Here is a 24687-nt window from a genome sequence, read left to right on the forward strand (position 1 = left end):
GTGGGGGCTGGGCGCGCAGTTCCTCGCGCCCCTGAGGGGGCTGCCTGCTGCGGGGCTGCCTGGTTCGGGCGGCCCCTCCAGGGGTGCTTCGGCCGCGGGACGGTGGGGGCTGGGCGCGCAGTTCCCCGCGCCTCTTAGGGGCGACCCCGGCGGCCCCTCCAGGCATCGTGTCGCTCTGACGATTACACTGGGCGTGTGCCTCAACTACGCCTCGCTCTGAATCAGATCGACTCGACCGTCGGCGATCTCTCCGGGAACGCCGAGGCGATCGTCCGCTGGACCCGGCACTCCGCCGAGCAGGGGGCGCACTTCGTGGCGTTCCCCGAGATGGCGCTGACCGGGTACCCCGTCGAGGACCTGGCCCTGCGGTCGTCCTTCGTGGAGGCGTCCCGCGCCACCCTGCACGCGCTCGCGGCCCGGCTCGCCGACGAGGGGTTCGGGGAGCTGCCGGTCGTCGTCGGCTTCCTCGACCGCGCCGAGAAGGCCCAGCCCAAGTACGGCCAGCCGGCCGGCGCCCCGCGCAACGCGGCCGCGGTGCTGCACCGCGGCGAGGTGGTCCTCACCTTCGCCAAGCACCACCTGCCGAACTACGGCGTCTTCGACGAGTTCCGCTACTTCATGCCCGGCGACACCCTGCCGGTCGTCCGCGTGCACGGCATCGACGTCGCGCTCGCCATCTGCGAAGACCTCTGGCAGGACGGCGGCCGGGTCCCCGCGGCCCGTTCGGCCGGGGCCGGGCTGCTGCTCTCCATCAACGCCTCGCCGTACGAGCGCGACAAGGACGACACCCGCCTCGACCTGGTGCGCAAGCGCGCGCAGGAGGCCGGCTGCACGACCGCCTACCTGGCCATGATCGGCGGCCAGGACGAGCTGGTCTTCGACGGCGACTCGATCGTCGTCGACCGGCACGGCGAGGTCGTCGCGCGGGCGCCCCAGTTCTCCGAGGGCTGCGTCGTCCTCGACCTGGACCTGCCCGCCGCTGCCGCCGAGCCGCCGTCGGGCGTGGTGGACGACGGCCTGCGCATCGACCACGTCACCCTCTCCGACGAGCCGCTGCCGCCGTACGAGGCGGAGCTCTCCGGCGGATACGCCGAGCGGCTCGACGACGACGAGGAGGTGTACTCCGCGCTCGTGGTGGGGCTGCGGGCGTACGCCGCGAAGAACGGTTTCCGCTCGGTGCTGATCGGGCTCTCCGGCGGGATCGACTCCGCGCTGGTCGCCGCGATCGCCTGCGACGCGCTCGGCGCGCAGAACGTGTACGGCGTGTCGATGCCGTCCAAGTACTCCTCGGACCACTCCAAGGGCGACGCGGCCGAGCTGGCGCGGCGCACCGGGCTCAACTACCGGACCGTGCCGATCGAGCCGATGTTCGACGCGTACATGGGATCGCTGGGGCTCGACGGGCTGGCCGAGGAGAACCTCCAGTCGCGGCTGCGCGGCACCATGCTGATGGCCCTCTCCAACCAGGAGGGGCACATCGTGCTGGCGCCGGGCAACAAATCCGAGCTGGCGGTGGGGTACTCGACGCTGTACGGCGACTCGGTGGGCGCGTACGGGCCGATCAAGGACGTGTACAAGACGTCGGTCTTCCGGCTCGCGAAGTGGCGCAACCGGGCCGCGGCGGAGCGGGGGCAGACGCCGCCGATCCCGGAGAACTCCATCTCCAAGCCGCCGAGCGCCGAGCTGGCGCCCGGGCAGGTCGACACGGACTCGCTGCCGGACTATCCGGTGCTGGACGCGATCCTGGAGCTGTACGTCGACCGGGACACCGGGGCCGATGCGATCGTGGCGGCGGGGTACGACCGGGAGCTCGTGACGAAGACGCTGCGGATGGTGGACACGGCCGAGTACAAGCGGCGGCAGTATCCGCCGGGGACGAAGATCTCGGCGAAGGGGTTCGGGAAGGACCGGCGGTTGCCGATCACGAATCAGTGGCGCGAGCGGTTGTAGTTGGCTGCGGGGAAGGGGCGCCCGGTGTTTGCCGGGCGCCCCTTCTTTTTGCCTCGCAGCGGGTTGTTCTTTTGCTGCGGCCCGGTGGGGGCTGGTCGCGCAGTTCCCCGCGCCCCTAAGGGGCGCTCCTGTCCGCCGGGGTTTTGTCGGTGACCGGGGTGTGGGTGGCCACCACCCGGCCGGCGGGGGGCGTGGCCCGGCGGCGGTCCACCCCGTAGGCCACCGTCGCCACCGCCAGGCCCAGGATCGCCAGGGCCGCCCCCGCCAGGGCCGGGGACGTGGTGCCGTGGCCCGCTGCCAGGGCGAGGCCGCCGATCCAGGCGCCGCCCGCGTTCGCGAGGTTGAAGGCCGCCTGGTTGGCGGAGGAGGCCAGGGACGGGGCCGAGGACGCCTTCTCCATGACCATCAGCAGGAGCGGGGAGCTGGTCGTGAACGCCGCCGTGCCGAGCAGGACCACGGCCAGGGGCGCGCTCCACGCCGCGGCCATCATCAGCGGGAACAGGGCCAGGACCGCCACCAGCGAGAGCAGGCCGCCGAACAGCGTGCCGCGCATCGAGCGGTCCGCCAGGCGGCCGCCGAGCAGGTTGCCGATCGTGGCGCCGACCCCGAACAGCGCGAGCAGCAGGGTCACGCTGGAGTCGGCGTACCCGGCGGAGTCCGTCAGCATCGGCGTGATGTAGCTGTACGCCGAGAAGAGCGCGCCGAAGCCGGCGACGGTCGTGCCGAGGGCCAGCCAGACCGGCAGCGACCTGAGGGCGGCCAGCTCGCCGCGCAGGCCGGTGGCGGCGGCGTCGTGGCCGGAGTCCCGCGGCAGGAGCAGCACCAGGGAGACGATGGCCGCCAGGCCGATCACACTCACGCCGAGGAAGGTGGCGCGCCAGCCGAACTGCTGACCCACGAAGGTCGCGGCGGGGACACCGACGATGTTCGCGATCGTCAGGCCGAGGAACATGAGGGAGACCGCGCGGGCCTTGCGGTCGGCGGTGACCATGCCGGTGGCGACGACGGCGCCGACGCCGAAGAACGCGCCGTGCGGCAGACCGCTCAGGAAGCGGGCCGCGAGCAGCAGGTGGTGGTCGGGGGCGAACGCCGAGAGCGCGTTGCCCACGACGAACAGCACCATGAGCCCGATCAGGACCCTGCGGCGGGCCATCCGCGCGGTCACCGCGGCGAGCAGCGGGGCGCCGACGACGACGCCGATCGCGTACGCGGAGACGAGGTGGCCGGCGCTGGGGATCGAGATCCCGAGGTCGTCCGCGACGTCGGGCAGCAGGCCCATCATCACGAACTCGGTGGTGCCAATGCCGAAGGCGCCCACGGCGAGGGCGAGCAGGGCCAGGGGCATGAGGGACCTTTCCACGGGATGAGCGGTGTTCCGTACTTGATAAGTTCAAGTACGGAACAAAGTATCCCCGTCCCAGTATTCCCAGGGGTTACGAGGCGGTTGCCGACAGCTTCACGCGGGCGGCGACCGGAAGATGGTCGCTGCCCGTCTCGGGAAGCGTCCAGGAGGTGACCGGCTCCAGGCCCTTGACCATGATCTGGTCGATCCGCGCCATCGGGAACGACGCCGGCCAGCTGAACCCGAAGCCGCTGCCCGCCGCGCCCTGCGTGGAGCGCATCTGCGAGGTGACGGCGTTCAGTGCGCGGTCGTTCATCGTGCCGTTCAGGTCGCCGAGGAGGGCGATGTCCGGCAGCCGCTCGTCGGCGATGGCCTCACCGAGCGCGTCGGCGCTCTTGTCGCGCTGCCGCGCGGTGAAACCGGCCTCCATCTTCACCCGTACGGAGGGCAGGTGCGCCACGTACACGGCGAGCTTCCCCTCGGGCGAGGCCACCGTCGCCCGCATCGCGCGCGTCCAGCCGAGCTTGATGTCGACCGGGGCGGCCGCGCTCAGCGGGTACTTGCTCCACAGGCCGACCGTGCCCTGCACGGAGTGGTACTTGTACGTCGCCGCGAGGGTCCGCTCGTAGACCGGGACCGCCGAGGCCGTCAGCTCCTCCAGGGCCACCACGTCCGCGCCGGAGGCGGCCACGTCGCGGGCCGTCTTCTCCGGGTCGGGGTTGTCCGCGTTGACGTTGTGCGTGGCGACGGTGAGGTCGCCGCCGGACCCCGTCCGGTCGACGAGCAGCCCGCCGAAGAGGTTGAGCCAGACGATCGCGGGCAGCAGCACGGCGATCAGCGCGGTCGCGGACCTGCGGACCAGCGCGAGGACGAACAGCACCGGCACGAGGAGGCCCAGCCAGGGCAGGAACGTCTCCAGCAGGCTGCCGAGGTTGCCGAACCTGTTCGGGATCTGTGCGTGACCCGCCGTCACCAGGCCGACCAGGAGGGCGAACACGGCGAGGACGATCCCCCTGCGCCAGATGCCCCGGTCGGTGCGCAGGTGCGTGAACAGGCGGCGGATCCGGGTCCCTCTGCGGTCGGGCCCCTGGCCGCCGCTGCCCGTCTCCGTCATGTACGCCTGCGCCATACCGTCGCCTCACCAACTGCCGTTCACATCGTCCCCGCGCCTAAGACCCTAGGGGATGATCGCGATCGTTCCCGCCGCCGCACGGCGGCCGTACGGGCACGAGGACGAGCGAGGGGGCGTACGGAGTTCCGATGGCGGGCCGAGTGGGGTGGTCTGTGACGGAACGCGCATATTTTCCGGCAGGCGGCATCCGGCGGACGGTGACCTGCTGGCGTCGGACGTCAGGAGGCGGTGGGGCCCAGGCCCGCCAGGACGGTGTCGACGATCCGTTCGGGCAGCCCCTCCTCCAGGCCGGCGTCCGGGCGGACCACGGCGCGCACGAGCATCGGGCCCACGAAGAGGTCGTTGGCCAGTTCGACGTCGATGTCCGCGCGGATCTCGCCGTTCGCCCGGCCGCGCCGCAGGACGTCGAGCGTCTTGAGGCGGCGCGGTTCGATGACGGCCGCGTGGTAGGCCTTCCACAGCTTGGGGCTGCTCTTCATCTGCGCGTAGACGCTGTGCATGATCACCGACGAGCGGTTGGCCAGACCGCGCTGCCGGAGCGATTCGAGCAGGACGACCAGGTCGTCGCGCATGGACGTGCCGGGGAGTTCCGGGTCGGGCGGCTCGGCGGTGCGCAGTACGTCGCAGAAGAGTTCCTCGCGGCCGCTCCAGCGCCGGTAGATGGTGGCCTTGCCGACCCCGGCGATGCGGGCGACGCGCTCTATGGAGATGTCCGCGAGCGGGACGCCCTCCTCCAGCAGTTTCATGACGCCCTCGATGATCGAGCGCTCCACCGCCTCGCTGCGCGGGCGGCCCCTGGCGGGGGCGCGCCGGCCCGCCGCGTCCGTCGTCGCCGCGGCCGCGGTTGCCGCTGCCGCTGTCGCTGCCGCCGCCTGGTCCGCCCCGCCCACGTCGTCGCTCCGCTCTCGTGTGCCGTCTGTCGGGTCGTTGCGCCGCTTCCCGGCCGGGTTGATTCTCCCTGGCCGGGCGAGGGCGGTGATGCCCCGCCCCCGCCGGGTCGTGCGTCCCCCGCTGCACCCGGTCGGTCGTAGTCGGTCGTCCGCGGGTGCGTCGTGGCTGGTCGCGCAGTTCCCCGCGCCCCTGAAGGGCGCCCCTTCAGGGCGCGCCCTTCCGGGGCTTCAGTGGTCGGCCGTTGCCAGTTCGGGGTTCTTGTCCTCCGGAGTGGGGGTGCGGCCCGGGAGGAACAGGTATACGACCAGTGCGCCCACCAGGGCGACCCCCGCGCCGCACAGGGCGGTCACGTGCATCGCGTGCAGGAAGGCGTCGTCGGCCGGGCCGACGAGGGCCTCCCCCTTCGGGCCGAGCTTCGCCGCGAAGGCGAGCGTCGCCTCGATGGACTCGCCCGCCTCGTGCCGGGCGGCCTCGGGCAGCTTGTCCTCGATGCCCGAGCGGTACGCGGCCGAGAGGACCGAGCCGAGCACGGCGATACCCAGGGCGCCGCCGACCTGGCGGAAGGTGTTGCTGAGGGCGGAGGCGGAGCCCGCCTTCTCGCGGGGCAGCGCCTGCATGATGACGACGCTGGTCGGCGTCATGATGTGCGCCATCCCGGCGCCCATCAGGAAGAAGATCACTTCCAGGATCCAGAGGGGCGTGTCCGCCTCCAGCGTGGCGAACGCGGCCAGCATGGCGGCGATCACGAGCATGCCGCCGGTGGTGGTGGCCCGGTTGCCGAAGCGGTCCACGACCAGCCGGGCACGCGGCGCGAAGACGAGCTGGGCCACGGCCAGCGGCAGCATCAGCAGACCGGTCTGCAGGGGCGAGTACCCGCGCACGCTCTGGGTGTAGAAGACGGCGAAGAAGGTCACGCCCATCAGCGCGAAGAAGACCAGCGCGATGGCGGAGATCGCCGCGGAGAAGACCTTGTTCCTGAAGTAGTCGATGTCGATCGACGGGTGGTCGCTGCGCTTCTCGTACACGACGAAGCCGACGAGCACGACGAGTCCGGCGGCGATGGTCGCGAGGACCTTGGCGTCGGTGAAGTCGGCGAGCTGGCCGCCCTTGATGATGCCGTACACGAGCAGGACCAGCCCGACGACGGAGAGCACCACGCCCACCGGGTCGATCCGGCCGGGGTTCGGGTCGCGGGAGTCGGGGACGAGCCAGACCATCAGGCCGAGCGCCACGACCACGATCGGCACGTTGATCAGGAAGACGGAGCCCCACCAGAAGTGGTCGAGCAGGACCCCTCCGGTGATCGGGCCGATGGCGATGGCCAGGCCCACGCCGCCCGCCCAGATGCCGATGGCCTTGGGCTGCTCGTCGCGCTCGAAGACGTTCATCAGGACGGCGAGGGTGGCCGGCATCACGAAGGCGGCGCCGAGGCCCATCACCGCCCGGAACGCGATGAGCTGGACCGGGGAGCCGGAGGAGGCGGCGAGCGCCGAGCCGATACCGAAGACCAGGAGGCCGCCGAGCAGGATCTTCTTGCGGCCGAGCCGGTCGCCGAGGAGACCGGCGGAGAAGAGCAGGCCCGCGAAGACGAGGGTGTACGAGTTGATGGCCCATTCCAGCTCGCTCTGGGTGGCTCCCAGACCGGTCGGGGCGGGCGTCGAGATGGTCTTGATCGCGACGTTCAGGATCGAGTTGTCGAGGACGACGATCAGCAGGCTCAGCATCAGGACGCCGAGGATCGCCCAGCGTCGCCGGTGCACGGCTTCCGGTATGCGGGAGGCGGATTCGGCAGGAGATGTCATACCGGAAAGGCTAGAGGCGATTCGATACGAGACCGTCTCGTATCGGAAGTCTTTACCGAGACCTTACGGGCTCCGGGGGCGGTCTTGGGACCGGCCGGGACCGGTGAAGCGCCGCTCGTGGGCGAGACGAGGCCCACGGTGGCCCCTCTAGCCCTTCCGCCGCGCGAGGTGCCACCATGGAGGTGATCCGGGGACGCCGTAAGGGCGCCACGAGATGACTGAAGGAGCCGTTGCCATGACGCAGCCCTCGGCTGCCCGCAAGCCCGCCGACAGCAGCAGCAATGCGCTGTACGGGGGCAAGGGCACCCGCCGCATCACCGTCCGCGACATCACCGTGGCCAAGGAGCGCGGTGAGAAGTGGCCGATGCTCACCGCGTACGACGCGATGACCGCGTCCGTCTTCGACGAGGCCGGCATCCCGGTCATGCTCGTCGGCGACTCCGCGGGCAACTGTCACCTGGGGTACGAGACGACCGTGCCCGTCACCCTCGACGAGATGACCATGCTGTCGGCGGCCGTCGTACGGGGCACCTCGCGCGCCCTCATCGTCGGCGACCTGCCCTTCGGGTCCTACCAGGAGGGTCCGGTGCAGGCCCTGCGGTCGGCGACCCGGCTGGTGAAGGAGGCCGGGGTCGGGGCCGTCAAGCTGGAGGGCGGTGAGCGCTCGCACGGGCAGATCCGGCTCCTGGTGGAGTCCGGCATCCCCGTGATGGCGCACATCGGGCTCACGCCGCAGTCCGTGAACGCCATGGGCTACCGGGTGCAGGGACGGGGCGAGGAGGCCGCGCAGCAGCTCCTGCGGGACGCCAAGGCCGTGCAGGACGCGGGCGCCTTCGCCGTCGTGCTGGAGCTCGTGCCGGCGGAGCTGGCCGCCGAGGTGACGCGGGTGCTGCACATCCCGACCGTCGGGATCGGGGCGGGCCCCGAGACGGACGCGCAGGTCCTCGTGTGGACGGACATGCTCGGGCTCACCGGCGGGAAGATGCCGCGGTTCGTGAAGCAGTACGCGGATCTGCGGCGGGTGATGGGGGACGCGGCGAAGGCGTTCGCCGACGATGTCGTCGGCGGAACGTTCCCTCAGGAGGAGCACTCCGTCCACTAGGTCTTCAGACCCCCTGGTCCACTGCGGCACAGAGGCAGCCCGTCAATTTCCCCCGTCGGCGGGCTGCCGTCATTCTTTCGCCCCCGCCGCCCTTACCCATTCCCGTCACTGACTTGGGGGCTTCGCCCCCAAACCCCCGTTGCGCAGTTCCCCGCGCCCCTAAAAGGGGCGCGGGGAACTGCGCGACCAGCCCCCACCGGGGCCGCAGCCGAACCCGCGCACCCCGGCGGAGCCTGTCGGCAGGCTGTCGGTGGTTTGTCGGTGGGGGATGGGAGCTTGGTTCCCATGACGCGAATCGACAAGGATCCCCGGCAGGACGGCACCGGCCGTCCGGACGCCGTCACCGTGCGGGGACTGGTCAAGCACTACGGCGAGACCAAGGCACTGGACGGCGTTGACCTGGACGTGCGCGAAGGCACCGTCCGCGGCGTGCTCGGCCCCAACGGCGCGGGCAAGACCACCCTCGTGCGCATCCTCTCCACCCTGCTCGTCCCCGACTCCGGCCGGGCCGTGGTCGCCGGCTTCGACGTGGTGGGACAGCCCCGCAGCCTGCGCCGGGTGATAGGCCTGACCGGCCAGTACGCCTCCGTGGACGAGAAGCTCTCCGGGCGCGAGAACCTCTACCTGATCGGCCGGCTCCTCGACCTGCCCCGCAAGGAGGCCCGCACCCGTGCGGACGAGCTCCTGGAGCGCTTCTCCCTCACCGACGCGGCCAAGCGGCCCGCGAGCACGTACTCCGGAGGCATGCGCCGCCGCCTCGACCTCGCCGCGTCCATGATCGGCAGCCCGAGCGTCCTCTTCCTGGACGAGCCGACGACCGGCCTGGACCCGCGGACGAGGAACGAGGTGTGGACCGAGGTCAAGCGCATGGTCGGCGACGGCGTCACCGTCCTGCTGACCACGCAGTACATGGAGGAGGCCGAGCAGCTCGCGAACGAGCTCACGGTCATCGACCGCGGCAAGGTCATCGCGAACGGCGCCATCGACGAGCTGAAGGCGAAGGTCGGCGGCCGCACCCTGCGCATCCGCCCGGCCGACCCGCTGGAGCTGCGCCCGACGGCCTCCGCGCTCGACGAGTTCGGCCTCACCGGCCCGGGCGGCGCCACCGTGGACATCGCCACCGGCACGGTCCTCGTCCCGATCCTCAGCGACGAGCAGCTGACCGCGGTGGTCGGCGCGCTCACCGCGCGCGGCATCACCCTGGCCGGTCTCGGCACCGAACTGCCCAGTCTGGACGAGGTGTTCCTCTCCCTCACCGGCCACCGCGCCACCGAACCGACCGACCCGGGCGACCCGCAGGACACCCCGGCCGACCGCTCCTACGAGGAGGCCGCCGTATGAGCGCCGCCGTGCTCGACTCCCCCGCCGCCGTCGCCACCGACGACGCCCCCCGCATCGGGCTGCGCGCCCATCTGCGGCACATCAGCGCCCTGGTCCGCCGCAACGTGCTGTGGATCCGGCAGGACCCCGAGTCGATGTTCGACGTCGTCCTGATGCCGATCGTGTTCACGCTGCTCTTCGTGTTCGTCTTCGGCGGCGCGATCGCCGGCAAGGGCAACCAGGACGAGTACGTCAACTACGTCGTGCCGGGCCTGATGGCGATGATGGGCATGAACATCGCCATGGGCGTGGGCACCGGTTTCAACCAGGACTTCCAGACGGGTGTGATGGACCGCTTCCGGTCCCTGCCGATCTCCCGTGCCTCGGTCCTGATCGCCAAGATCACCGTCGAGATAGGCCGGCTGCTGCTGGCCACGGCGATCCTGCTCTCGGTCGGGTTCCTCCTCGGCCTGTCCGTGTCGAACGTCCCCGGCCTGCTCGCCGCCATCGGCCTGGCCCTGGTCTTCGGCTCGTCCATCATGTGGATCTTCCTCACCATGGGTGTGGTGATGAAGAACGCCCAGGCCATCCAGGGAATGGGGTTCCTCGTGCTGATGCCGCTGCAGTTCGGTTCCTCGATCTTCTCGCCGCCGTCCACCATGCCGGGCTGGCTGCGGACGTTCACCGACTACAACCCGCTGTCGTCCCTCGCGGACGCGGCGCGGGGCCTGATGAACGGCGGGCAGCCCGTCGCCCACGACATCATGATCACCCTGCTGTGGTCGGTCGTGATCACCGTGGTGATGGCCCCGGTCGCGATCCACAAGTACCGCACCAAGACCTGACGCCTGCCGTACCCGGCCCCCTCGCGTCAGACCAGGGCGACGGCCTCCTCGTAAGAGAGGCCGTCGCCCTGCGCGTACGCCGTCTCGTACTCCGTGTCACCGAGGGCCGCGCGGGCCGCCGCCTCCGCCCGTTCCCGCGTCTCGCGCTCCATCGCGACCCGGAAGTGCGCAGGCGGCAGCAGTCCGTCGGCGGCGCCGAGGCAGCGGGCGGCGTCCCCGGCGCGCCGGCCGTCCTGGACCCCGGCGAGCGCGAGGGCGGCGGTGGTGAGGTGCGCGGAGAACATGTGCGGGGCGATCATCTGCGTCAGCGGGTCCCGGGCCCGGTCCAGGGCGCTGCGCACCTTCGTCACCGCGTCCTCGTAGCGGCCCTCCATGGAGTCAAGCCAGGCCTCCACGCCCCAGACGAACCCGTCGAAGACCATGACCCTGACGGCGCCGAAGTCGCTGCGCAGCCGCTCGATCTGCAGGCGGGCCTCGGGGATCCGGCCGGTGCGGCCGAGGCAGGTGGCGAGGAAGAGCCGGGCCCCGGGGATCGCCTCGTTGTGCGTGCCCTCGGCCCGTTCCAGTACGTCGCGCAGCAGCCGCTCGCCCTCCTCCAGCCGGCCCGCGTCGATCAGGACACTGCCGAGGCGGGCGCTGAGGACGGCCGTCTGGGCGAGGGCGCCCAGGCGTTCGGCGTGGGCGATGGCCTTCTCGTAGTCCGCCGCCGCGCGCTCGTACTCGCCCCGGCGCTCATGGGCCTCGGCCCGCGCGGAGAGGGCCTCGGCGGCGCCCCAGCCGTCCCCGAGACCGACGAAGAGCTCCAGCGACTCGTTGGCGTCGCGGGTCGCGTCACCGGCCCAGTCGGCGCGGTTGGCGAGCATGTTGGCGCGCATCTGCAGGGCGACGGCCAGCTCCCAGTCGTAGCCGAGTTCGCGGCAGGTCGCGATGCTCGCGTCGATGACCTCGCGCAGCCGTTCGAGCTTCCCGGTGATGAGTACGGCGTAGAACCAGAGGTAGCCGGGGATGCGGCAGACCTGCGGGAAGCCGGGTTCGTAGGTGTCGGTGATGCGGCGCAGCCTGGCCTCGGCCTCCGGCGTCTGCCAGCTGTCCGTCTCCAGGTCCATGTGCGCCATGTTGAGCAGGTGGACGCCGCGCCGGGCCTCGGCGAGCACCTCCGCCCGCATCGGCGGCGGGGCCGCGGTGCAGGGCTCGTGCAGCGGGACGGCCCGTTCGGCGCCCGGCGCGAACGGGTCGGGGCCCAGCGCCATGGCCTCCTTGGACCAGTTGCGGGCGACCATGCGCACGTCGCGGATCTGCCAGTACCAGGCGAGCGAGAGGACGAGGCAGAGCGCCTCCTGCTCGTCGCCCGCGGCGACGGCGTGCTGCAGTGCGGCGCGGGTGTTCTCGCTCTCCAGCTGGAGCAGTTCGATGGCCGCGCGCTGGCCGGGGCCGCGCAGCAGCGGGTCGGTGGTGCGGGCGAGTTCGCGGTAGTACGTGAGGTGGGCGCGCTCGGTCGCGGGGCGCTCGCCGCTCGCGTCGAGCCGCTGCCCGGCGTACTCGGCGACGGTCTCCAGGAGCCGGTAGCGCATCTCGCCGCCGCGGCCCGAAGGGGCGGCCACCACGAGGGACTTGTCTACGAGGGAGCCGAGGACCTCCAGCGCGGCGGGGCCGCAGACGGCCTCGGCGGCGGCGAGGTCGCAGCCGCCGGCGAAGACGGACAGCCGCCGCAGGACGTCGCGTTCGTCCTCGTCCAGCAGGTCCCAGGACCAGTCGACGACCGCGCGCAGGGTCTGCTGGCGCGGCAGGACCGTGCGGCTGCCCGAGGTGAGGAGGCGGAAACGGTTGTCCAGGCGGTCGGCGATCTGGCGCGGGGTGAGCATCCGCAGCCGGGCGGCGGCGAGTTCGATGGCGAGCGGCAGTCCGTCCAGGCGCCGGCAGATCTCGGCGGCGGCCTCCGGGTCGTCCTCGACCCGGAACCCCGGCCGGGCGGCGGCGCCGCGGTCGGCGAGCAGCTTGAGCGCGTACGGCTCGGGCAGCGGTTCGACCGGCCGCAGCAACTCCCCGGGTACGCCGAGGGGTTCGCGGCTGGTGGCCAGTACGGTCAGTCCGGGGCAGCGCTCCAGGAGCTGCTCGACGAGCCGGGCGGCGGCGTCGACGACGTGCTCGCAGTTGTCGAGGACGATCAGCATGCGGCGTTTGCCGCAGTGCTCGACGAGCCGTACGAGCGGGTCGTCCTGCCGGTCGGTGACGACCCGCAGCTCCTCGGCGCCGGCGCTGCGCAGCACGGTCTCGCGCGCGCCGACCGCGGTGAGGACGGCCTCGGGGACGGCCTCCGGGTCGTCGAGGGGCGCCAGTTCGGCCAGCCACACCCCGTCGGGCACGGCGTCGGCGACGCTCTCCGCCGCCTCCTGCGACAGCCGGGTCTTCCCGGCGCCGCCGGGCCCGAGCAGGGTGACGAGGCGCGCCGCCGCGAGGTCCCCGCGGATGGTGGCCAGGTCGGTCTCCCGACCGACGAAGGAGGTGAGCCGGGCGCGCAGGTTCCCACGCGGGGCGGTGCGCTCGCGCGCCTGCGGGGCGGAGGCGGAGCCGGTTCCGCCGTCCGGGAGGGCCCCGGAGCCGTCGCCGTGCCGGGCCCGCCCGGAGTCGTCCCCGTCCCGGGTGCCAGGGCGGCGCGTGGCTGGGGCCGGAGGCGGAGTCGGAGGGGTGCCGGTCAGGAGGTCCTTGTGCAGGGCGCGCAGGTCCGGGCCCGGGTCCGTGCCGAGGCGGTCGGCCAGCAGGCGGCGTACGGCCTCGTAGCCGGCCAGGGCCTCCGCCGGACGGCCCGCGTCGCGCAGGGCGCGCAGGCGCAGCAGCTGGAAGGGCTCGTCCAGCGGATGGGCGTCGCAGAGCGCGGTGAGGTCGGGCAGGGACTGCTCGGCGTGGCCGAGGGCGAGGGCGGCGGTGAGCCGGGCGCGCCGCGCGTCGAGGCGGCGGGCCTCCCAGCGGGCCGCCGCGGCCGAACGGTCCGGGAGGTCGGCGAGGGCGGGGCCCCGCCAGAGCGCGAGGGCGTCGTCGAGGATGACGGCCGCCTTGCCCGGGTCCCCGTCGGCCAGCGCCCGGGCCCCCTCGCCCGCGAGCCGTTCGAAGCGGTGCAGGTCGACGTCGTCGGTCGCCGCGCACAGCCGGTAACCGCCCTCGGCGGAGCCGATCGCGTCCGCGCCGAGGGCCCTGCGCAGCCGGCCCACCAGGGCCTGCAGCGCGCCCGGCGCGTCGGCCGGCGGGTCGGCGCCCCACACCTCGTCGATCAGCACGGGCGCGGGCACGGTCCGGCCGGGGCGCAGGGCGAGCACCGTCAGCAGGGCGCGCAGCCGCGCCCCGCCGACCGGTACGGGGGTGCCGTCGGTACGGAGTGCCTGGGTGGTGCCGAGGATGCGGTAGCGCACGTGGACCATTGTCCCTGCCGGCGGAGCGGACCCGCCCCGCATTTTGGACAGGCGCGGACCGGGGGCGGTTCTAAGGGGGCGGCGGGCCGCAGGAACCTCCGACCCTGGGTGGGACGTTCACCCCACACCACCGGTACGGTCGATCCGCCACACCCCGACCGTTCGAGCATTCCAGGGAGCCCCACCCCATGACCACCGCCACCAACCGGCACAGCGACCGGCAGATCAGTCCGGTGTTCATCGGGATCGTGGCCGTCGCGGCGGTGACCGGCTGGGCCACCTGGACGGGCTTCGCCGAGCAGCCCGGCGTCGCCGTCTTCCTGTTCGTGACGGCCGCGTGGATCGTCTCGCTCTGCCTGCACGAGTACGCGCACGCGCGCACGGCCCTGCACAGCGGCGACATCTCGATCGGCGCGAAGGGCTACCTGACCCTGAACCCGCTGAAGTACACGCACGCGCTGCTCAGCATCGTGCTGCCGGTGATCTTCGTCATCATGGGCGGCATCGGCCTGCCCGGCGGCGCGGTGTTCATCGAGCGCAGCCGCATCCGGGGCCGCTGGAAGCACAGCCTGATCTCGGCGGCGGGCCCCCTGACGAACGTGCTGTTCGCCGTCGTCTGCACCGCCCCGTTCTGGCTGGACGCGCTGGACGGCGTACCGCTGGAGTTCCAGTTCGCGCTGGCGTTCCTGGCGATGCTGCAGGTCACGGCCGCGCTGCTGAACTTCCTGCCGATCCCGGGCCTGGACGGCTACGGCGTGATCGAGCCCTGGCTGTCCTACAAGATCCGTCGGCAGGTCGAGCCGTACGCGCCGTTCGGGCTGCTCTTCGTCTTCGCGATCCTATGGATCCCCGAGGTGAACAACCAGTTCTTCGACGCCATCGACGCGCTGCTGCGCACCCTGGGCATCGACGAGATCCGTACGTACTGCGGGCAGAACCTCTACCGGTTCTGGACGGACACCGACCCGTACTGCACGGTCGGCGGGTGACGCCGGTCCGGTCCGGTCAGCCGGTGGCGGAGGACGCCTGGCGCCGCATCCGGTCCCGGCGCAGGTAGTACCAGGTCATGTTGGACGACAGGCCCGCGAGCAGCACCCACACGATGCCCAGCCAGCTGCCCTGGACGAAGGAGACGACGGCCGCCACGACGGCGAGGACGCAGACGACGAGGGCGTAGAGGGCGAGGCGGGACATGCGGCGGGCTCCTGTCGGGGTCGGGAACCCCCGGGGCCCGGCGGACGCGCGGATCCCGGAGGGGAACACTCGCCTCCAGTGTCCCCCACCCCCGGAGCCCGCACTCCCGCCCCTCCCGGCGCTCCTAAAGGTCGGTGAGGCGCAGGCCCGCGTGGGCCTTGTAGCGCCGGTTGACCGAGATCAGGTTCGCCACCAGCGACTCGACCTGGTGGGCGTTGCGCAGCCGCCCGGCGAAGATGCCCCGCATCCCGGGGATGCGGCCGGCCAGCGCCTGGACGAGCTCGACGTCCGCCCGCTCCTCGCCGAGCACCATCACGTCGGTGTCGATCTCCTCGATCTGCGGGTCCTGGAGCAGGACGGCCGACAGGTGGTGGAAGGCGGCTGTGACCCGGGAGTCCGGCAGCAGGGCGGCGGCCTGCTGGGCGGCGCTGCCCTCCTCGGGCCTCAGCGCGTACGCGCCCTTCTTGTCGAAGCCGAGCGGGTTGACGCAGTCGACGACGAGCTTGCCCGCCAGTTCCTCCCGCAGCGACTCCAGCGTCGCGCCGTGCCCCTCCCACGGCACGGCGACGATCACGATGTCGCTGCGGCGGGCGGMCTCGGCGTTGTCGGCGCCCTCGACACCGTGCCCGAGCTCCCCGGCGGCGTCCCGCGCCCGCTCGGCGGCCCGCGAACCGATGATCACCTTCTGGCCGGCCCGGGCCAGCCGGTAGGCGAGGCCCTTGCCCTGCGGGCCGGTGCCGCCGAGCACGCCGACGACGAGCCCGGAGACGTCGGGAAGGTCCCAGGGGTCCTTGGCGGGGGCCTTCTGTGCGCTGTCAGTAGAGGTCATGGGGCGACCCTACGTGCGGGTACGCGGTGCCCGCCGCCCAGGTCGGGGCCGCTCAGGTGAGGGCGGCCACCGGGATCCGGCGGAAGGTGATCGTCTCGTACGCGCCGAAGTCGCCCGTCTCGTGGAGGAGGCCGACCGTGCCGTCGTCGACGCGCACGAGGTCGGAGTACGCGGCGGGCAGGCCGTCCACGGTGTGGGCCGTGCGCCAGGTGACGCCGTCGTCGGTGCTCGCGCGGATCGTCATCAGGGCGCGGAAGCCGGGGTCGGCGGGGCCCGAGTAGAGGAGCACGTCGGGGTCGCGGAGCTGGAGGACGCTGCCCTCGACGACGGGGCCGGTGAGTCCCGCCTGCGGGCGGAAGGGCTTGACCAGGGTGCGGCCGCCGTCCCGCGAGTAGGCGTCGGCGCGGGTGCCGGGGGCGGTGGAGTCGGTGCGGGTGTTGAAGTAGACGCGGCCGTCGGGGAGTTCGGCGGCGGTGGTCTCGTTCACGTTGACGTAGCCGTCGGGGGTGTCGTCGACGTACCCGATGCGCCAGGTCGCGCCGCGGTCGTCGCTGAGCAGGCAGTGCCCGCCGTTGTACTTGCCCTCCGTGCCGTTGTCCGTGCCGGCGGGCGGCAGGGAGTGGTTGGCGGGGACGACGACCCGTCCGGTGGAGAGCTGGAGGGCGTGGCCCGGGGTGGTGGCGTACCAGCGCCAGGCCGTCTTCTTCACCTGCTTCGTGATCTCCTTCGGGGCCGACCAGGTGGCCCCGTCGTCGTCGCTGTGCAGGACCCACACGCGGCGCCCGTCGGCGGCGCCCACCTTGCCGCGGCGGATGGCGTCCTCGGTGGCGAGCGCGGCGTTGCGGAGGTGGACGAGCAGGATCCTGCCGGTGTCGAGGACGACGGGGGCGGGGTTGCCGGCCAGTCCCGCGCCGTTCTGCGCGACGACCTGGAGGCCGCCCCAGGTCAGTCCTCCGTCGGTGGACCGCTTCAGCACGACGTCGATGTCGCCGAAGTCGTCGCGGGAGCCCTTCCTGCCCTCGCAGAAGGCGAGCAGCGTGCCGGGGGCGGTGGCGACGACGGCCGGGATGCGGAAGCTCGCGTAGCCCTCCTGCCCGGCGCGGAACGGCACGGACGTCTCGCTGGTGGTCATGGGAACCCTCTCCTCGTCGATCGGGTGAGCGGTACACCTTGCCCAGGTCGGGCGAATTCACGGTGAACTCCACCTGACGGGCGATCGGCTGCGGCAGGATGCGGCCGCATGGATGCCGTACGGGTGGCGCTGTTGCGCGACGTGCTCGCCGGGACCGGGTGGCCGGACGCCACGCGGCGCTTCGCGGGGACGCTGCGGTCGTCGGTGCTGCCGCACGGGGGCGGGCTGCTGCTGGTGGGGACGGCGCAGTACGAGCCGTGGCACCTGGCCGCGCACCTCGTCGACGAGGCCGCCTGGTCGGGCACGCCCGAGCTGGCGCCGACGCTCGTACGGCACGGGGCGCGGCCGGGGGATCCGGCGCACCTGGCCGTGGGGCTGGGCCGGATCGAGGCGGCCCGGCGGGGCGAGACGCTGCTCGTCGTGGCGCCGGAGGAGCCCGGGGCGCCGCTGCTGGAGCGGGTGCACGACGCGCGCCGGGCCGGGGCGACGGTCCTGGCGCTGGGCACGGGCGACCAGGAGCTGCACGCGATGGCGCACGAGGCGCTCGCGGTCCCGGACGGGCCGGACCCGGGCGCGGACGCGGGGCTCGACCTGGACATGGTGCAGCACCTGGTCGGTGCGGCGGCCGGGGAGAACTCGCCGCCCGCGCGCCGGGGGCGGCGGCGGTTCGCGGACCGGCTGTCGCGGCTGGCGGACCGGCTGACGGCGCCGCCGCCCGCCCGCTGGTGACCCGGGGCGCGGACATCCGCGGCCCGGGACGGAAAAGCGTTTGTACCCGGCGGGGTCCGCGACGGAGCATTCTCGGTCGTGACGGAAACGACCGAGCCCGAGTCCGATGCCGCCCCCGCCGCCGGGGGCGGTGTCGCGCGGCTGCGTGCGCTGCTGCCCGACCTCGCGCCGTGGCGGACCTCGCCCGACTTCCGGCGGCTGTGGGTGGCGGGGCTCGTCACCACCTTCGGCAGCTTCCTGACGTTCGTCGCGCTGCCGGTGCAGATGAAGGAGCTGACCGGTTCCGCGGTGGCCGTCGGGGCGATCGGCGCCGTGGAACTCGTCCCGCTGATCGTGTTCGGGCTGTACGGCGGGGCGCTCGCCGACGCCCTGGACAAGCGGAAGCTGATCCTGTGGACGGAGGCGGGGCAGGGGGTGCTCTCCGCCGTGCTGCTGGTCAACGCGCTGCTGCCGCACCCCACGGTGTGGCCGCTGTACGCCGTCGCCGCGCTGTCCTCCGCGCTCGTCGCCGTCCAGCGCCCCGCGCTGGACGCGCTGACCCCGCGCATCGTCCGGCACGAGCACCTGCCGGCGGCCGCCGCGCTCAACTCGCTGCGGTGGACGGTCGGCGGGGTCGCAGGGCCCGCGGTGGCCGGACTCGTCGTCGCGTACGCGGGTCTCGGCTGGGCCTACGCCGCGGACCTCGCCACGTTCGCCGTCTCGGTCGCGCTGGCCGTGGGGCTCGCCGCGTCGCCCGCCGCGCACGAGGCGGCCAAGCCGTCGCTGCGGTCGATCGCGGAGGGGGCGCGGTACGCGTGGAGCCGCAAGGAGCTGCTGGGGACGTACGCGATCGACCTGGCGGCCATGTTCTTCGCCTTCCCGCTCGCCGTGCTGCCCTTCCTGGCGGACGAGCTGGACGCCGAGTGGTCGCTCGGGCTGATGTACGCCGCCCTGCCGGCCGGGTCGCTGCTGGTGAGCCTCACCAGCGGGTGGACCTCGCGGATCCACCGGCACGGACGGATGGTGGTGCTGGCGGCGGGCGCCTGGGGGCTCGCGATGGTGGCCGCGGGCGCGGTGCGCAGCGTATGGCTGGTGCTGCTGTTCCTGACGCTCGCCGGGTGCTGCGACATGGTCAGCGGGATCTTCCGGGCGGCGATGTGGAACCAGACGATCCCGGACGAGCTGCGGGGGCGGCTGGCCGGGATCGAGCTGCTGTCGTACTCGGTGGGGCCGCAGCTGGGGCAGGTGCGGGCCGGCGGGATGGCCGCGTTCCTGTCCGTGCGGGCCTCGGTGTGGACCGGCGGGGTGATGTGCGTGGCCGCGGTGGGGGCGCTGGCGCTGTGCCTGCCGAAGCTGATGGCGTACGACGTGCGGACGAATCCGCACGCGGTGCGGATGAAGTCTTTGCGGGAAGGGGTGGCCGAGACCGGTTCGTAGGCGCGGGCCGTACGTGGCCGGTCGCGCAGTTCCCCGCGCCCCTGGGCACCCGGGGCTTTTCAGGGGCGCGGGGAACTGCGCGACCAGCCCCCACCGGGCCGCAGGTGTCATGTCGCCCGCGCCCAGCGCTTTTCAGGGGCGCGGGGAACTGCGCGATCGGCCCCCGCCGGGCCGCAGACGGCGAAGGTCTAGTTGTCGCCTGCACCCCGCGGAGCGGAGTCGTGCCACTTGGGGTCCGTCTCCCAGTCGACGTTGCGCTCGCGGGCCGTGTCCATCGCCCGCTGGGCCTCCTCGCGGGACGCGTACGGACCGAAGCGGTCCTTCGCGGGGCACTCGGGGCCCTCCTCGACCTTCTTGTGCTCCAGGCAGTAGAACCACTCGCCCGGTTTACCGACCGTCCGCTTCTTGAACAGCGCCATGACCAGCTCCTCTCGCCACCGACATGTTCCCCCATCCCCGCTGGTTAGACTCGCTGGCATGTCTGGCCAGTCGCTGCTCGTCCCAGGGGAGCTCTCCCCCACCCGTTCGGTGCCCGGAAACATCCGCCGCCCCGAGTACGTCGGCAAGCCCGCCCCGACCCCGTACACCGGGCCGGAGGTGCAGACGCCCGAGACGATCGAGGCGATGCGGGTCGCCGGCCGGATCGCCGCGCGGGCGATGGCCGAGGCCGCGAAGCTCATCGCGCCCGGCGTCACCACGGACGAACTGGACCGCGTCGCGCACGAGTACATGTGCGACCACGGCGCCTACCCGTCCACGCTCGGCTACCGCGGCTTCCCCAAGTCCCTGTGCACCTCGGTGAACGAGGTCATCTGCCACGGCATCCCGGACTCCACGGTCCTGCGCGACGGCGACATCATCAACCTCGACGTGACGGCGTACATCGGGGGCGTGCACGGCGACAACAACGCCACGTACCTCGTCGGCGACGTCGACGAGGAGTCGCGGCTCCTGGTCGAGCGGACCCGCGAGTCGCTGGAGCGGGCAATCAAGGCGGTCAAGCCCGGGCGCCAGATCAACATCATCGGCCGGGTCATCGAGTCGTACGCGAAGCGGTTCGGGTACGGCGTCGTACGGGACTTCACCGGGCACGGCATCAATTCGTCGTTCCACTCCGGGCTGATCGTCCCGCACTACGACAGCCCGCACGCCACGACGGTGATCCGGCCCGGGATGACGTTCACGATCGAGCCGATGCTGACGCTGGGCTCGCACGACTACGACATGTGGGACGACGGCTGGACGGTCGTCACGAAGGACCGGCTGCGGACCGCGCAGTTCGAGCACACGCTGGTCGTCACCGACAGCGGGGCCGAGATCCTCACGCTGCCGTAGTCCCGCCCCTTCACACATCTGCCGCCCGCTCGGTCCCGAGCGGGCGGCTTTTTCATGCCCATGCCCATGCCCATGTACATGCCCATGCACATGTTCATGTGGAAGCGGTGGACATCCGGGGTACGGTTTACCGACAGGGCGTCGGTAAACCATTGACTTAGGTAAGCCTAACCATAGAAGATGGGTCCGGCTCCCGTCTCTCCCCCTTCGCCCCCGGAGGTCCCATGAACCCGTCGAGCACCCCGTTCTCGGCGCTCATCCGCACCGCGTCCCACGAGCAGCACGTGGAGGCGGAGACCTCGACGTTCATGAGCGACCTGCTCGGCGGGCGGCTCGGCGTGGACGCGTACGCGCGCTACACCGAGCAGCTGTGGTTCGTGTACGAGGCACTGGAGTCGGGCGTGCGCGAGCTGTCCGGCGACCCGGTGGCCGGGCCCTTCGTGCAGCCCGAGCTGATGCGGCTCGCCTCGCTGGAGCGGGACCTCGCCCATCTGCGGGGGCCGGGGTGGCGTGACGGCCTCACCGCGCTGCCGGCGACGCGGGAGTACGCCGAGCGGGTGGCCGAGTGCGCGCGCACCTGGCCCGGCGGGTACGTCGCGCACCACTACACGCGCTATCTCGGCGACCTCTCCGGCGGGCAGATCATCCGGGGCAAGGCCGAGCAGACGTGGGGGTTCGCGCGCAAGGGCGACGGGGTGCGGTTCTATGTCTTCGAGGACATCGGGAACCCTGCCGCGTTCAAGCGGGGGTACCGCGAGCTGCTCGACGGGCTGCCCGTGGACGATCTGGAGAAGCAGCGGATCGTGGCCGAGTGCCGGCGGGCGTTCGCGTTGAACACCGGGGTGTTCGGGGCGTTGGGGGAAGAGTTCCGCATCAGTGCGTGAGCGTTCCACTGGGGTGCGCTGTGTTGGTTGCGCGGTGTTGGTCGGGTGCCGGCCGGTGGGGGCTTGTCGCGCAGTTCCCCGCGCCCCTTAAGGGCGAAAGACTGCGCCGTTCCCCGCGCCCCTGAAAGACAAAAGATTGCGCCGTTCCCCGCGCCCCCGATCAATGGGGCGCGGGGTTTTTTCTGTCAGTTTTCCAGGAGGACTCTGCCGCCCAGTTCTGTCCAGCCTTCCGGTTGGGGGGCCGTGAGGAGTTGGGAGCCCTGGCCCTGGACTATGTTCAGGGCCCTGCCCAGTTGGGCCGTCAGCTGCAGGGCCGCGGCGCCCGTCGCCTCGTCCTCCTCCACCCCGTCCCCCCGGCCGGGGAACCCGCGGGCCCGGACGCGGCCCGCCGCCTCGTCCTCCCAGGCCCAGGCGTACAGCCACTCCCCCGGCTCCGGTACGGGGAGCGCGTCGACCTCCGCCGCCGTGGCGTACCGGCGCAGGGTGCGCGGTCCGGCCCACTCCGCGCGGGCCTCTATCCAGGTGAACTCGCCGTCGAGGCGGGTGCCCACCACGCCCGCGGGCGTGACGAGTTCCGGTACGTCGAGCAGCCAGGCGACGCCCACGCAGGGGTAGCCCGCGAACGGCAGCCGCGCGCTCGGGGTGTAGATGTCGATGACCCCGCGCTCGGGGTCGTCCACGAACACCGTCTCGCTGAAGCCGAGTTTGGCCGCGAGCGCCTGCCGGTCGTCCCGCTCCGGCAGGACGGAACCGTCCCGCACGACCCCGAGTTCGTTGCCGTACTCGCCGCGGGGCCCGCAGAAGACCCGCAGCACGTCGTAATCAGTCACGCGGGCATCCAACACCATGGCACCGACAGTCGTGGACACGCGTCCGGCCGCCGGCCCCCGGGAAGGGGTCGGCGGCCGGGTGCGCGTCAGGTCCCGGCAGGTCCGGTCAGGCTTGGGCCGAGTCCGCCGTGCGGCGGCGGCGTACGGCGAAGACCACGCCCGCGCCCGCCGCAACGGTGGCCGCGGCGGCCGCCCCGAGCGCGCCGACGGGGACGTCGGAACCGGTGGCGGCGAGGCCGCCGGTCACCTCGCCCGTGGTCCCGCCGGTCGTGCCCGTGCCGCCGGTCGTGCCCGCGCCGCCGGTGGTCCCCCCGGTCGTGCCGCCCGCGGTGTCACCCGTACCGCCCGTGCCGCCGCCCGAGGTCGGGTCGGCGTCCGGGAGTTCGGCGTCCTCGGTCAGGGCCACCGCGAGGTCGACCGGGTCGAGCTCGGCGCCGGTCTGGTAGAAGCCGCCGAAGGCCTTCGCGCCCGCCGCGGTGAGGGTGGCGGCGACGCCGTCGACGGTGATGACGTCGTCCTTCGCGGTCAGGTCGGCCGACTCGGGCTTCAGCTCGGCGAGGGTCACGTCGTCGGACTTCTCGCCGAGGCTGTCGACGTCGGCGGTCAGCTTGCCGGAACCGCCGTCGAGCTCCGCCTTCAGGTCGCTGAGGGTGAGGTCGAGGCCGTAACTGCCGTTGTCCTCGTGGCCCTTGAAGGTGACCGAGCCCTTGAAGGAGGCCTTGAGGGTGTCGGCGTCCGTGTCGTAGGTGCCGGTGGCGTCGGGGAAGGTGAAGACGCCGTTGCCGGACGCCTGCTCCGCCCCGCCGGAGACGGTGATCTTCCCCTTGGCCACGCCGTCCACGACGTACGTGCGGAAGGACTGCTTCACGCCCCAGCCGAGCGTGCCGTAGCTGATGTCCCCCTTGCTGTCGGCCCCGGTGGACGAGGGCTTCGGGGTCGTGGAGCCGGTGGGGTCCGTGGAGGGCGTGGTGGACGGCGTGGCCAAGGGGAAGATCACCGTCTCCGGCGGGGCGGAGCAGGCGGGCCAAGCCGCAACCTGCTCCCGCTCTCCCCCCGCCCCCGCATACCGCGCACACTCATCCGTCAGCACCTCAAGCAGCGACAACGGATCCGGCAACGGATGCTCGGGCCCCCGCAGCCACTCCACCACCAGCTCCCCCGGCAACCGCGCGGGCGGCACCAGCACGTACGACCCGCGGCAGTGCCACCGCAGCCCCGGATGCTCGTCCATCGTCTCGGGATGGCAGTCGAGCTCGCACGGCCACCACTCGTCCTCGTCCTCGGGCGTACCCCGGGTGGCGGTGAAGAAGAGCATCCGGTCGTCCCCGGACAGCGCGACGGGCCCGACCTCGGTCCCCGAGGCGAGCAGCCGCTCCAGCGCCTCCCGGCCGGCCTCCACCGGCACGTCCAGCACGTCGTGCACCATGCCGGTCGCGGTGATGAAGTTGGCCTGCGGCTGGTGCCGCGCCCACCGTTCGATCTGCGAGCGGTCGGTCGTGGACTGCGTCTGCCAGGCGAAGGAGACGGGGTGGCGCGCGGGCGTCGGACAGCCGACGCGGTCGCAGGAGCACCGGTACGCGGAGGGGTGGGCGGCGGGCGCGAGCGGCAGCCCGGCTCCGGCGGCGGCGAGCAGCAGCTCCTCACGGTCCGCGGCGTCGTCCGCGGCGTCCGGTCGTGGGCGCCGGCCGCGCAGCCACTGGGAGATCCTGCCCTGCCCGCCGGAACGGCGGCCCGACTCTGCGCTCATCGATCCCCTTGCCTGACTGTCGTGCGGGACGGCTTGCTCCATGGTCCCACCATCCTGCGCCCCGGGTGGCCGGAGCCCGCATCCGGGGTGGGTGGGGCGATGCCCGTCCACGGCGCCCATCGAGCACCATCGCACGCTTTGATGCGATTTACCCCCCTCTCAGCGGGGCGCGATGCCGTACAGGGCGTACTCGACGAGCGTGTTCGCGTACACGTGGTCGAGCGGCCCGGTCCGCTGCAGCCAGCGCTGCGCGAGGGGGGCGACGAACAGGTCCCGCGCGATGTACGGGTCCACGCCGGCCCGTACCTGGCCGGCCTCCTGGGCCGAGCGCAGGCGCCGCGCGTACAGCTCCAGCGAGGGCATGAGCAGCGTGGCCACGAACTCCTGCGCGAAGGCCGGGTCGGCCACGCCCTCCGCGGCGAGCGCGCGGGCGGGGGCGTCGTAGCGCGGGTCGTTCAGCTCGTCCACGGTGGCGCGCAGGACCGCCTTGAGGTCGGCCTCCAGGTCGCCGGTGTCGGGGATGCCGTCCCCCTCGGCCCAGCCCTCGGCCCCGGCCGCCTCCGCCGCCTGGGTGCCGAGGTCGACGAAGGCCTCCATGAGCACCTCGGCCTTCGACGACCACCAGCGGTAGATGGTCTGCTTGCCCACGCCCGCGCGGGCGGCGATGCCTTCGATGGTGGTCCTGGGGTAGCCGACCTCGCCGACGAGGGCGAGGGCGGCATCGTAGATCGCGCGGCGGGACTTCTCGCTGCGGCGGGTGGAGTCGGGGGCCATGCGGTCGAACCTACCAGGACGGCAAGACG

At 72.7% G+C, this 24687-nt stretch carries 21 protein-coding genes and 1 pseudogene; 9 read left to right on the forward strand and 13 right to left on the reverse strand.

Features of this window, described 5'->3' with window-relative positions; translation table 11 throughout:
* Window positions 1–195 precede the first annotated feature (195 nt).
* Window positions 196–1950 (forward strand): NAD+ synthase, encoded by a 1755-nt coding sequence (locus FGF04_RS24070; protein WP_149513355.1) that lies wholly within the window; start codon window positions 196–198, stop codon window positions 1948–1950.
* A 115-nt stretch (window positions 1951–2065) separates the two neighbouring features.
* Here the strand turns inward: FGF04_RS24070 and FGF04_RS24075 are convergent, their stop codons facing one another.
* From FGF04_RS24075 to FGF04_RS24090, 4 genes are all read right to left on the reverse strand, one after another.
* Window positions 2066–3295 carry an MFS transporter gene (locus tag FGF04_RS24075; RefSeq protein ID WP_149513811.1) on the reverse strand — a complete coding sequence of 410 codons (1230 nt, stop codon included), beginning with the start codon at window positions 3293–3295 and terminating at the stop codon, window positions 2066–2068.
* Between the two features lie 88 nt (window positions 3296–3383).
* Window positions 3384–4421 carry an endonuclease/exonuclease/phosphatase family protein gene (locus tag FGF04_RS24080; protein ID WP_149513356.1) on the reverse strand — a complete coding sequence of 346 codons (1038 nt, stop codon included), beginning with the start codon at window positions 4419–4421 and terminating at the stop codon, window positions 3384–3386.
* 221 nt (window positions 4422–4642) lie between these two features.
* Window positions 4643–5314, reverse strand: coding sequence for a TetR/AcrR family transcriptional regulator (locus FGF04_RS24085; RefSeq protein ID WP_235882460.1), 672 nt, complete (start codon window positions 5312–5314; stop codon window positions 4643–4645).
* 228 nt (window positions 5315–5542) lie between these two features.
* A complete protein-coding gene (locus tag FGF04_RS24090; protein ID WP_149513357.1) occupies window positions 5543–7117 on the reverse strand; it encodes an MFS transporter in 1575 nt (524 codons plus the stop codon).
* Between the two features lie 235 nt (window positions 7118–7352).
* On the opposite strand from FGF04_RS24090, the gene panB reads away from it, so the two are divergent.
* From panB to FGF04_RS24105, 3 genes are all read left to right on the forward strand, one after another.
* Window positions 7353–8219 (forward strand): 3-methyl-2-oxobutanoate hydroxymethyltransferase, encoded by an 867-nt coding sequence (gene panB, locus FGF04_RS24095; RefSeq protein ID WP_149513358.1) that lies wholly within the window; start codon window positions 7353–7355, stop codon window positions 8217–8219.
* 285 nt (window positions 8220–8504) lie between these two features.
* The gene (locus FGF04_RS24100) at window positions 8505–9560 is read left to right on the forward strand and encodes an ATP-binding cassette domain-containing protein (RefSeq protein WP_188114199.1); all 1056 of its coding nucleotides are present in this window, start codon (window positions 8505–8507) and stop codon (window positions 9558–9560) included.
* Window positions 9557–10384, forward strand: coding sequence for an ABC transporter permease (locus tag FGF04_RS24105; RefSeq protein ID WP_149513360.1), 828 nt, complete (start codon window positions 9557–9559; stop codon window positions 10382–10384). The genes FGF04_RS24100 and FGF04_RS24105 overlap by 4 nt, the downstream gene beginning before the upstream one ends.
* Window positions 10385–10410: 26 nt before the next feature.
* On the opposite strand, the gene FGF04_RS24110 is transcribed toward FGF04_RS24105, so the two are convergent.
* Window positions 10411–13797, reverse strand: a complete 3387-nt coding sequence (locus tag FGF04_RS24110; RefSeq protein WP_149513361.1) for an AfsR/SARP family transcriptional regulator — start codon at window positions 13795–13797, stop codon at window positions 10411–10413.
* 179 nt (window positions 13798–13976) lie between these two features.
* On the opposite strand from FGF04_RS24110, the gene FGF04_RS24115 reads away from it, so the two are divergent.
* Window positions 13977–14777 carry a site-2 protease family protein gene (locus FGF04_RS24115; RefSeq protein WP_149513362.1) on the forward strand — a complete coding sequence of 267 codons (801 nt, stop codon included), beginning with the start codon at window positions 13977–13979 and terminating at the stop codon, window positions 14775–14777.
* Window positions 14778–14793: 16 nt separating this feature from the next.
* Here the strand turns inward: FGF04_RS24115 and FGF04_RS24120 are convergent, their stop codons facing one another.
* The 3 genes from FGF04_RS24120 to FGF04_RS24130 form a co-directional block, all read right to left on the reverse strand.
* On the reverse strand, window positions 14794–14982 hold the full coding sequence (locus tag FGF04_RS24120; RefSeq protein ID WP_149513363.1) for a hypothetical protein: 189 nt from the start codon (window positions 14980–14982) through the stop codon (window positions 14794–14796).
* A 124-nt stretch (window positions 14983–15106) separates the two neighbouring features.
* The gene (gene npdG / locus FGF04_RS24125; RefSeq protein WP_149513364.1) at window positions 15107–15811 is read right to left on the reverse strand and encodes an NADPH-dependent F420 reductase; all 705 of its coding nucleotides are present in this window, start codon (window positions 15809–15811) and stop codon (window positions 15107–15109) included.
* Between the two features lie 52 nt (window positions 15812–15863).
* Window positions 15864–16943 carry a sialidase family protein gene (locus tag FGF04_RS24130; RefSeq protein WP_149513365.1) on the reverse strand — a complete coding sequence of 360 codons (1080 nt, stop codon included), beginning with the start codon at window positions 16941–16943 and terminating at the stop codon, window positions 15864–15866.
* A 108-nt stretch (window positions 16944–17051) separates the two neighbouring features.
* Here FGF04_RS24130 and FGF04_RS24135 point away from each other — a divergent pair, with 108 nt between their 5' ends.
* Together FGF04_RS24135 and FGF04_RS24140 are read left to right on the forward strand one after the other, a co-directional pair.
* Complete coding sequence (locus tag FGF04_RS24135; protein WP_149513366.1) at window positions 17052–17672, forward strand: hypothetical protein; 621 nt, start codon at window positions 17052–17054, stop codon at window positions 17670–17672.
* A gap of 141 nt (window positions 17673–17813) precedes the next feature.
* Window positions 17814–19088, forward strand: a complete 1275-nt coding sequence (locus FGF04_RS24140; RefSeq protein ID WP_188114242.1) for an MFS transporter — start codon at window positions 17814–17816, stop codon at window positions 19086–19088.
* 188 nt (window positions 19089–19276) lie between these two features.
* Here the strand turns inward: FGF04_RS24140 and FGF04_RS24145 are convergent, their stop codons facing one another.
* Entirely contained in the window at window positions 19277–19507 is a 231-nt protein-coding gene (locus FGF04_RS24145; RefSeq protein WP_149513368.1) for an SPOR domain-containing protein, read from the reverse strand.
* Between the two features lie 58 nt (window positions 19508–19565).
* Here FGF04_RS24145 and map point away from each other — a divergent pair, with 58 nt between their 5' ends.
* Both map and FGF04_RS24155 read left to right on the forward strand, forming a co-directional pair.
* Window positions 19566–20423: a type I methionyl aminopeptidase gene (map, locus tag FGF04_RS24150; protein ID WP_149513369.1), complete on the forward strand. Its 858-nt coding sequence runs from the start codon at window positions 19566–19568 to the stop codon at window positions 20421–20423.
* A 224-nt stretch (window positions 20424–20647) separates the two neighbouring features.
* Entirely contained in the window at window positions 20648–21307 is a 660-nt protein-coding gene (locus tag FGF04_RS24155) for a biliverdin-producing heme oxygenase (protein ID WP_149513370.1), read from the forward strand.
* A gap of 185 nt (window positions 21308–21492) precedes the next feature.
* On the opposite strand, the gene FGF04_RS24160 is transcribed toward FGF04_RS24155, so the two are convergent.
* The 4 genes and pseudogenes from FGF04_RS24160 to FGF04_RS24170 all read right to left on the reverse strand — a co-directional run bounded on the left by FGF04_RS24160 (window position 21493) and on the right by FGF04_RS24170 (window position 24658).
* Window positions 21493–22137, reverse strand: coding sequence for a PhzF family phenazine biosynthesis protein (locus FGF04_RS24160; protein ID WP_149513371.1), 645 nt, complete (start codon window positions 22135–22137; stop codon window positions 21493–21495).
* 106 nt (window positions 22138–22243) lie between these two features.
* Window positions 22244–23134 carry an HtaA domain-containing protein gene (locus tag FGF04_RS40180; RefSeq protein ID WP_235882510.1) on the reverse strand — a complete coding sequence of 297 codons (891 nt, stop codon included), beginning with the start codon at window positions 23132–23134 and terminating at the stop codon, window positions 22244–22246.
* A 24-nt stretch (window positions 23135–23158) separates the two neighbouring features.
* A pseudogene (locus tag FGF04_RS41225) lies at window positions 23159–23884 on the reverse strand (bifunctional DNA primase/polymerase); the annotation flags it as partial.
* Window positions 23885–24043: 159 nt separating this feature from the next.
* Entirely contained in the window at window positions 24044–24658 is a 615-nt protein-coding gene (locus tag FGF04_RS24170; RefSeq protein WP_149513373.1) for a TetR/AcrR family transcriptional regulator, read from the reverse strand.
* Window positions 24659–24687 lie beyond the last annotated feature (29 nt).

Origin of the sequence: Streptomyces apricus (assembly GCF_008369065.1) — a bacterium.
GTDB classification, from domain to species: Bacteria; Actinomycetota; Actinomycetes; order Streptomycetales; family Streptomycetaceae; genus Streptomyces; species Streptomyces apricus.

Coding starts and splice junctions, on each gene's coding strand:
- FGF04_RS24170 (WP_149513373.1), bottom strand. CDS start 24,658: ATGGCCCCCGACTCCACCCGCCGCAGCGAGAAGTCCCGCCGCGCGATC.
- map (WP_149513369.1), top strand. CDS start 19,566: ATGTCTGGCCAGTCGCTGCTCGTCCCAGGGGAGCTCTCCCCCACCCGT.
- FGF04_RS24075 (WP_149513811.1), bottom strand. CDS start 3,295: ATGCCCCTGGCCCTGCTCGCCCTCGCCGTGGGCGCCTTCGGCATTGGC.
- panB (WP_149513358.1), top strand. CDS start 7,353: ATGACGCAGCCCTCGGCTGCCCGCAAGCCCGCCGACAGCAGCAGCAAT.
- FGF04_RS24155 (WP_149513370.1), top strand. CDS start 20,648: ATGAACCCGTCGAGCACCCCGTTCTCGGCGCTCATCCGCACCGCGTCC.
- FGF04_RS24080 (WP_149513356.1), bottom strand. CDS start 4,421: ATGGCGCAGGCGTACATGACGGAGACGGGCAGCGGCGGCCAGGGGCCC.
- FGF04_RS24090 (WP_149513357.1), bottom strand. CDS start 7,117: ATGACATCTCCTGCCGAATCCGCCTCCCGCATACCGGAAGCCGTGCAC.
- FGF04_RS24100 (WP_188114199.1), top strand. CDS start 8,505: ATGACGCGAATCGACAAGGATCCCCGGCAGGACGGCACCGGCCGTCCG.
- FGF04_RS24145 (WP_149513368.1), bottom strand. CDS start 19,507: ATGGCGCTGTTCAAGAAGCGGACGGTCGGTAAACCGGGCGAGTGGTTC.
- FGF04_RS24130 (WP_149513365.1), bottom strand. CDS start 16,943: ATGACCACCAGCGAGACGTCCGTGCCGTTCCGCGCCGGGCAGGAGGGC.
- FGF04_RS24105 (WP_149513360.1), top strand. CDS start 9,557: ATGAGCGCCGCCGTGCTCGACTCCCCCGCCGCCGTCGCCACCGACGAC.
- FGF04_RS24135 (WP_149513366.1), top strand. CDS start 17,052: ATGGATGCCGTACGGGTGGCGCTGTTGCGCGACGTGCTCGCCGGGACC.
- FGF04_RS24110 (WP_149513361.1), bottom strand. CDS start 13,797: ATGGTCCACGTGCGCTACCGCATCCTCGGCACCACCCAGGCACTCCGT.
- FGF04_RS24120 (WP_149513363.1), bottom strand. CDS start 14,982: ATGTCCCGCCTCGCCCTCTACGCCCTCGTCGTCTGCGTCCTCGCCGTC.
- FGF04_RS24115 (WP_149513362.1), top strand. CDS start 13,977: ATGACCACCGCCACCAACCGGCACAGCGACCGGCAGATCAGTCCGGTG.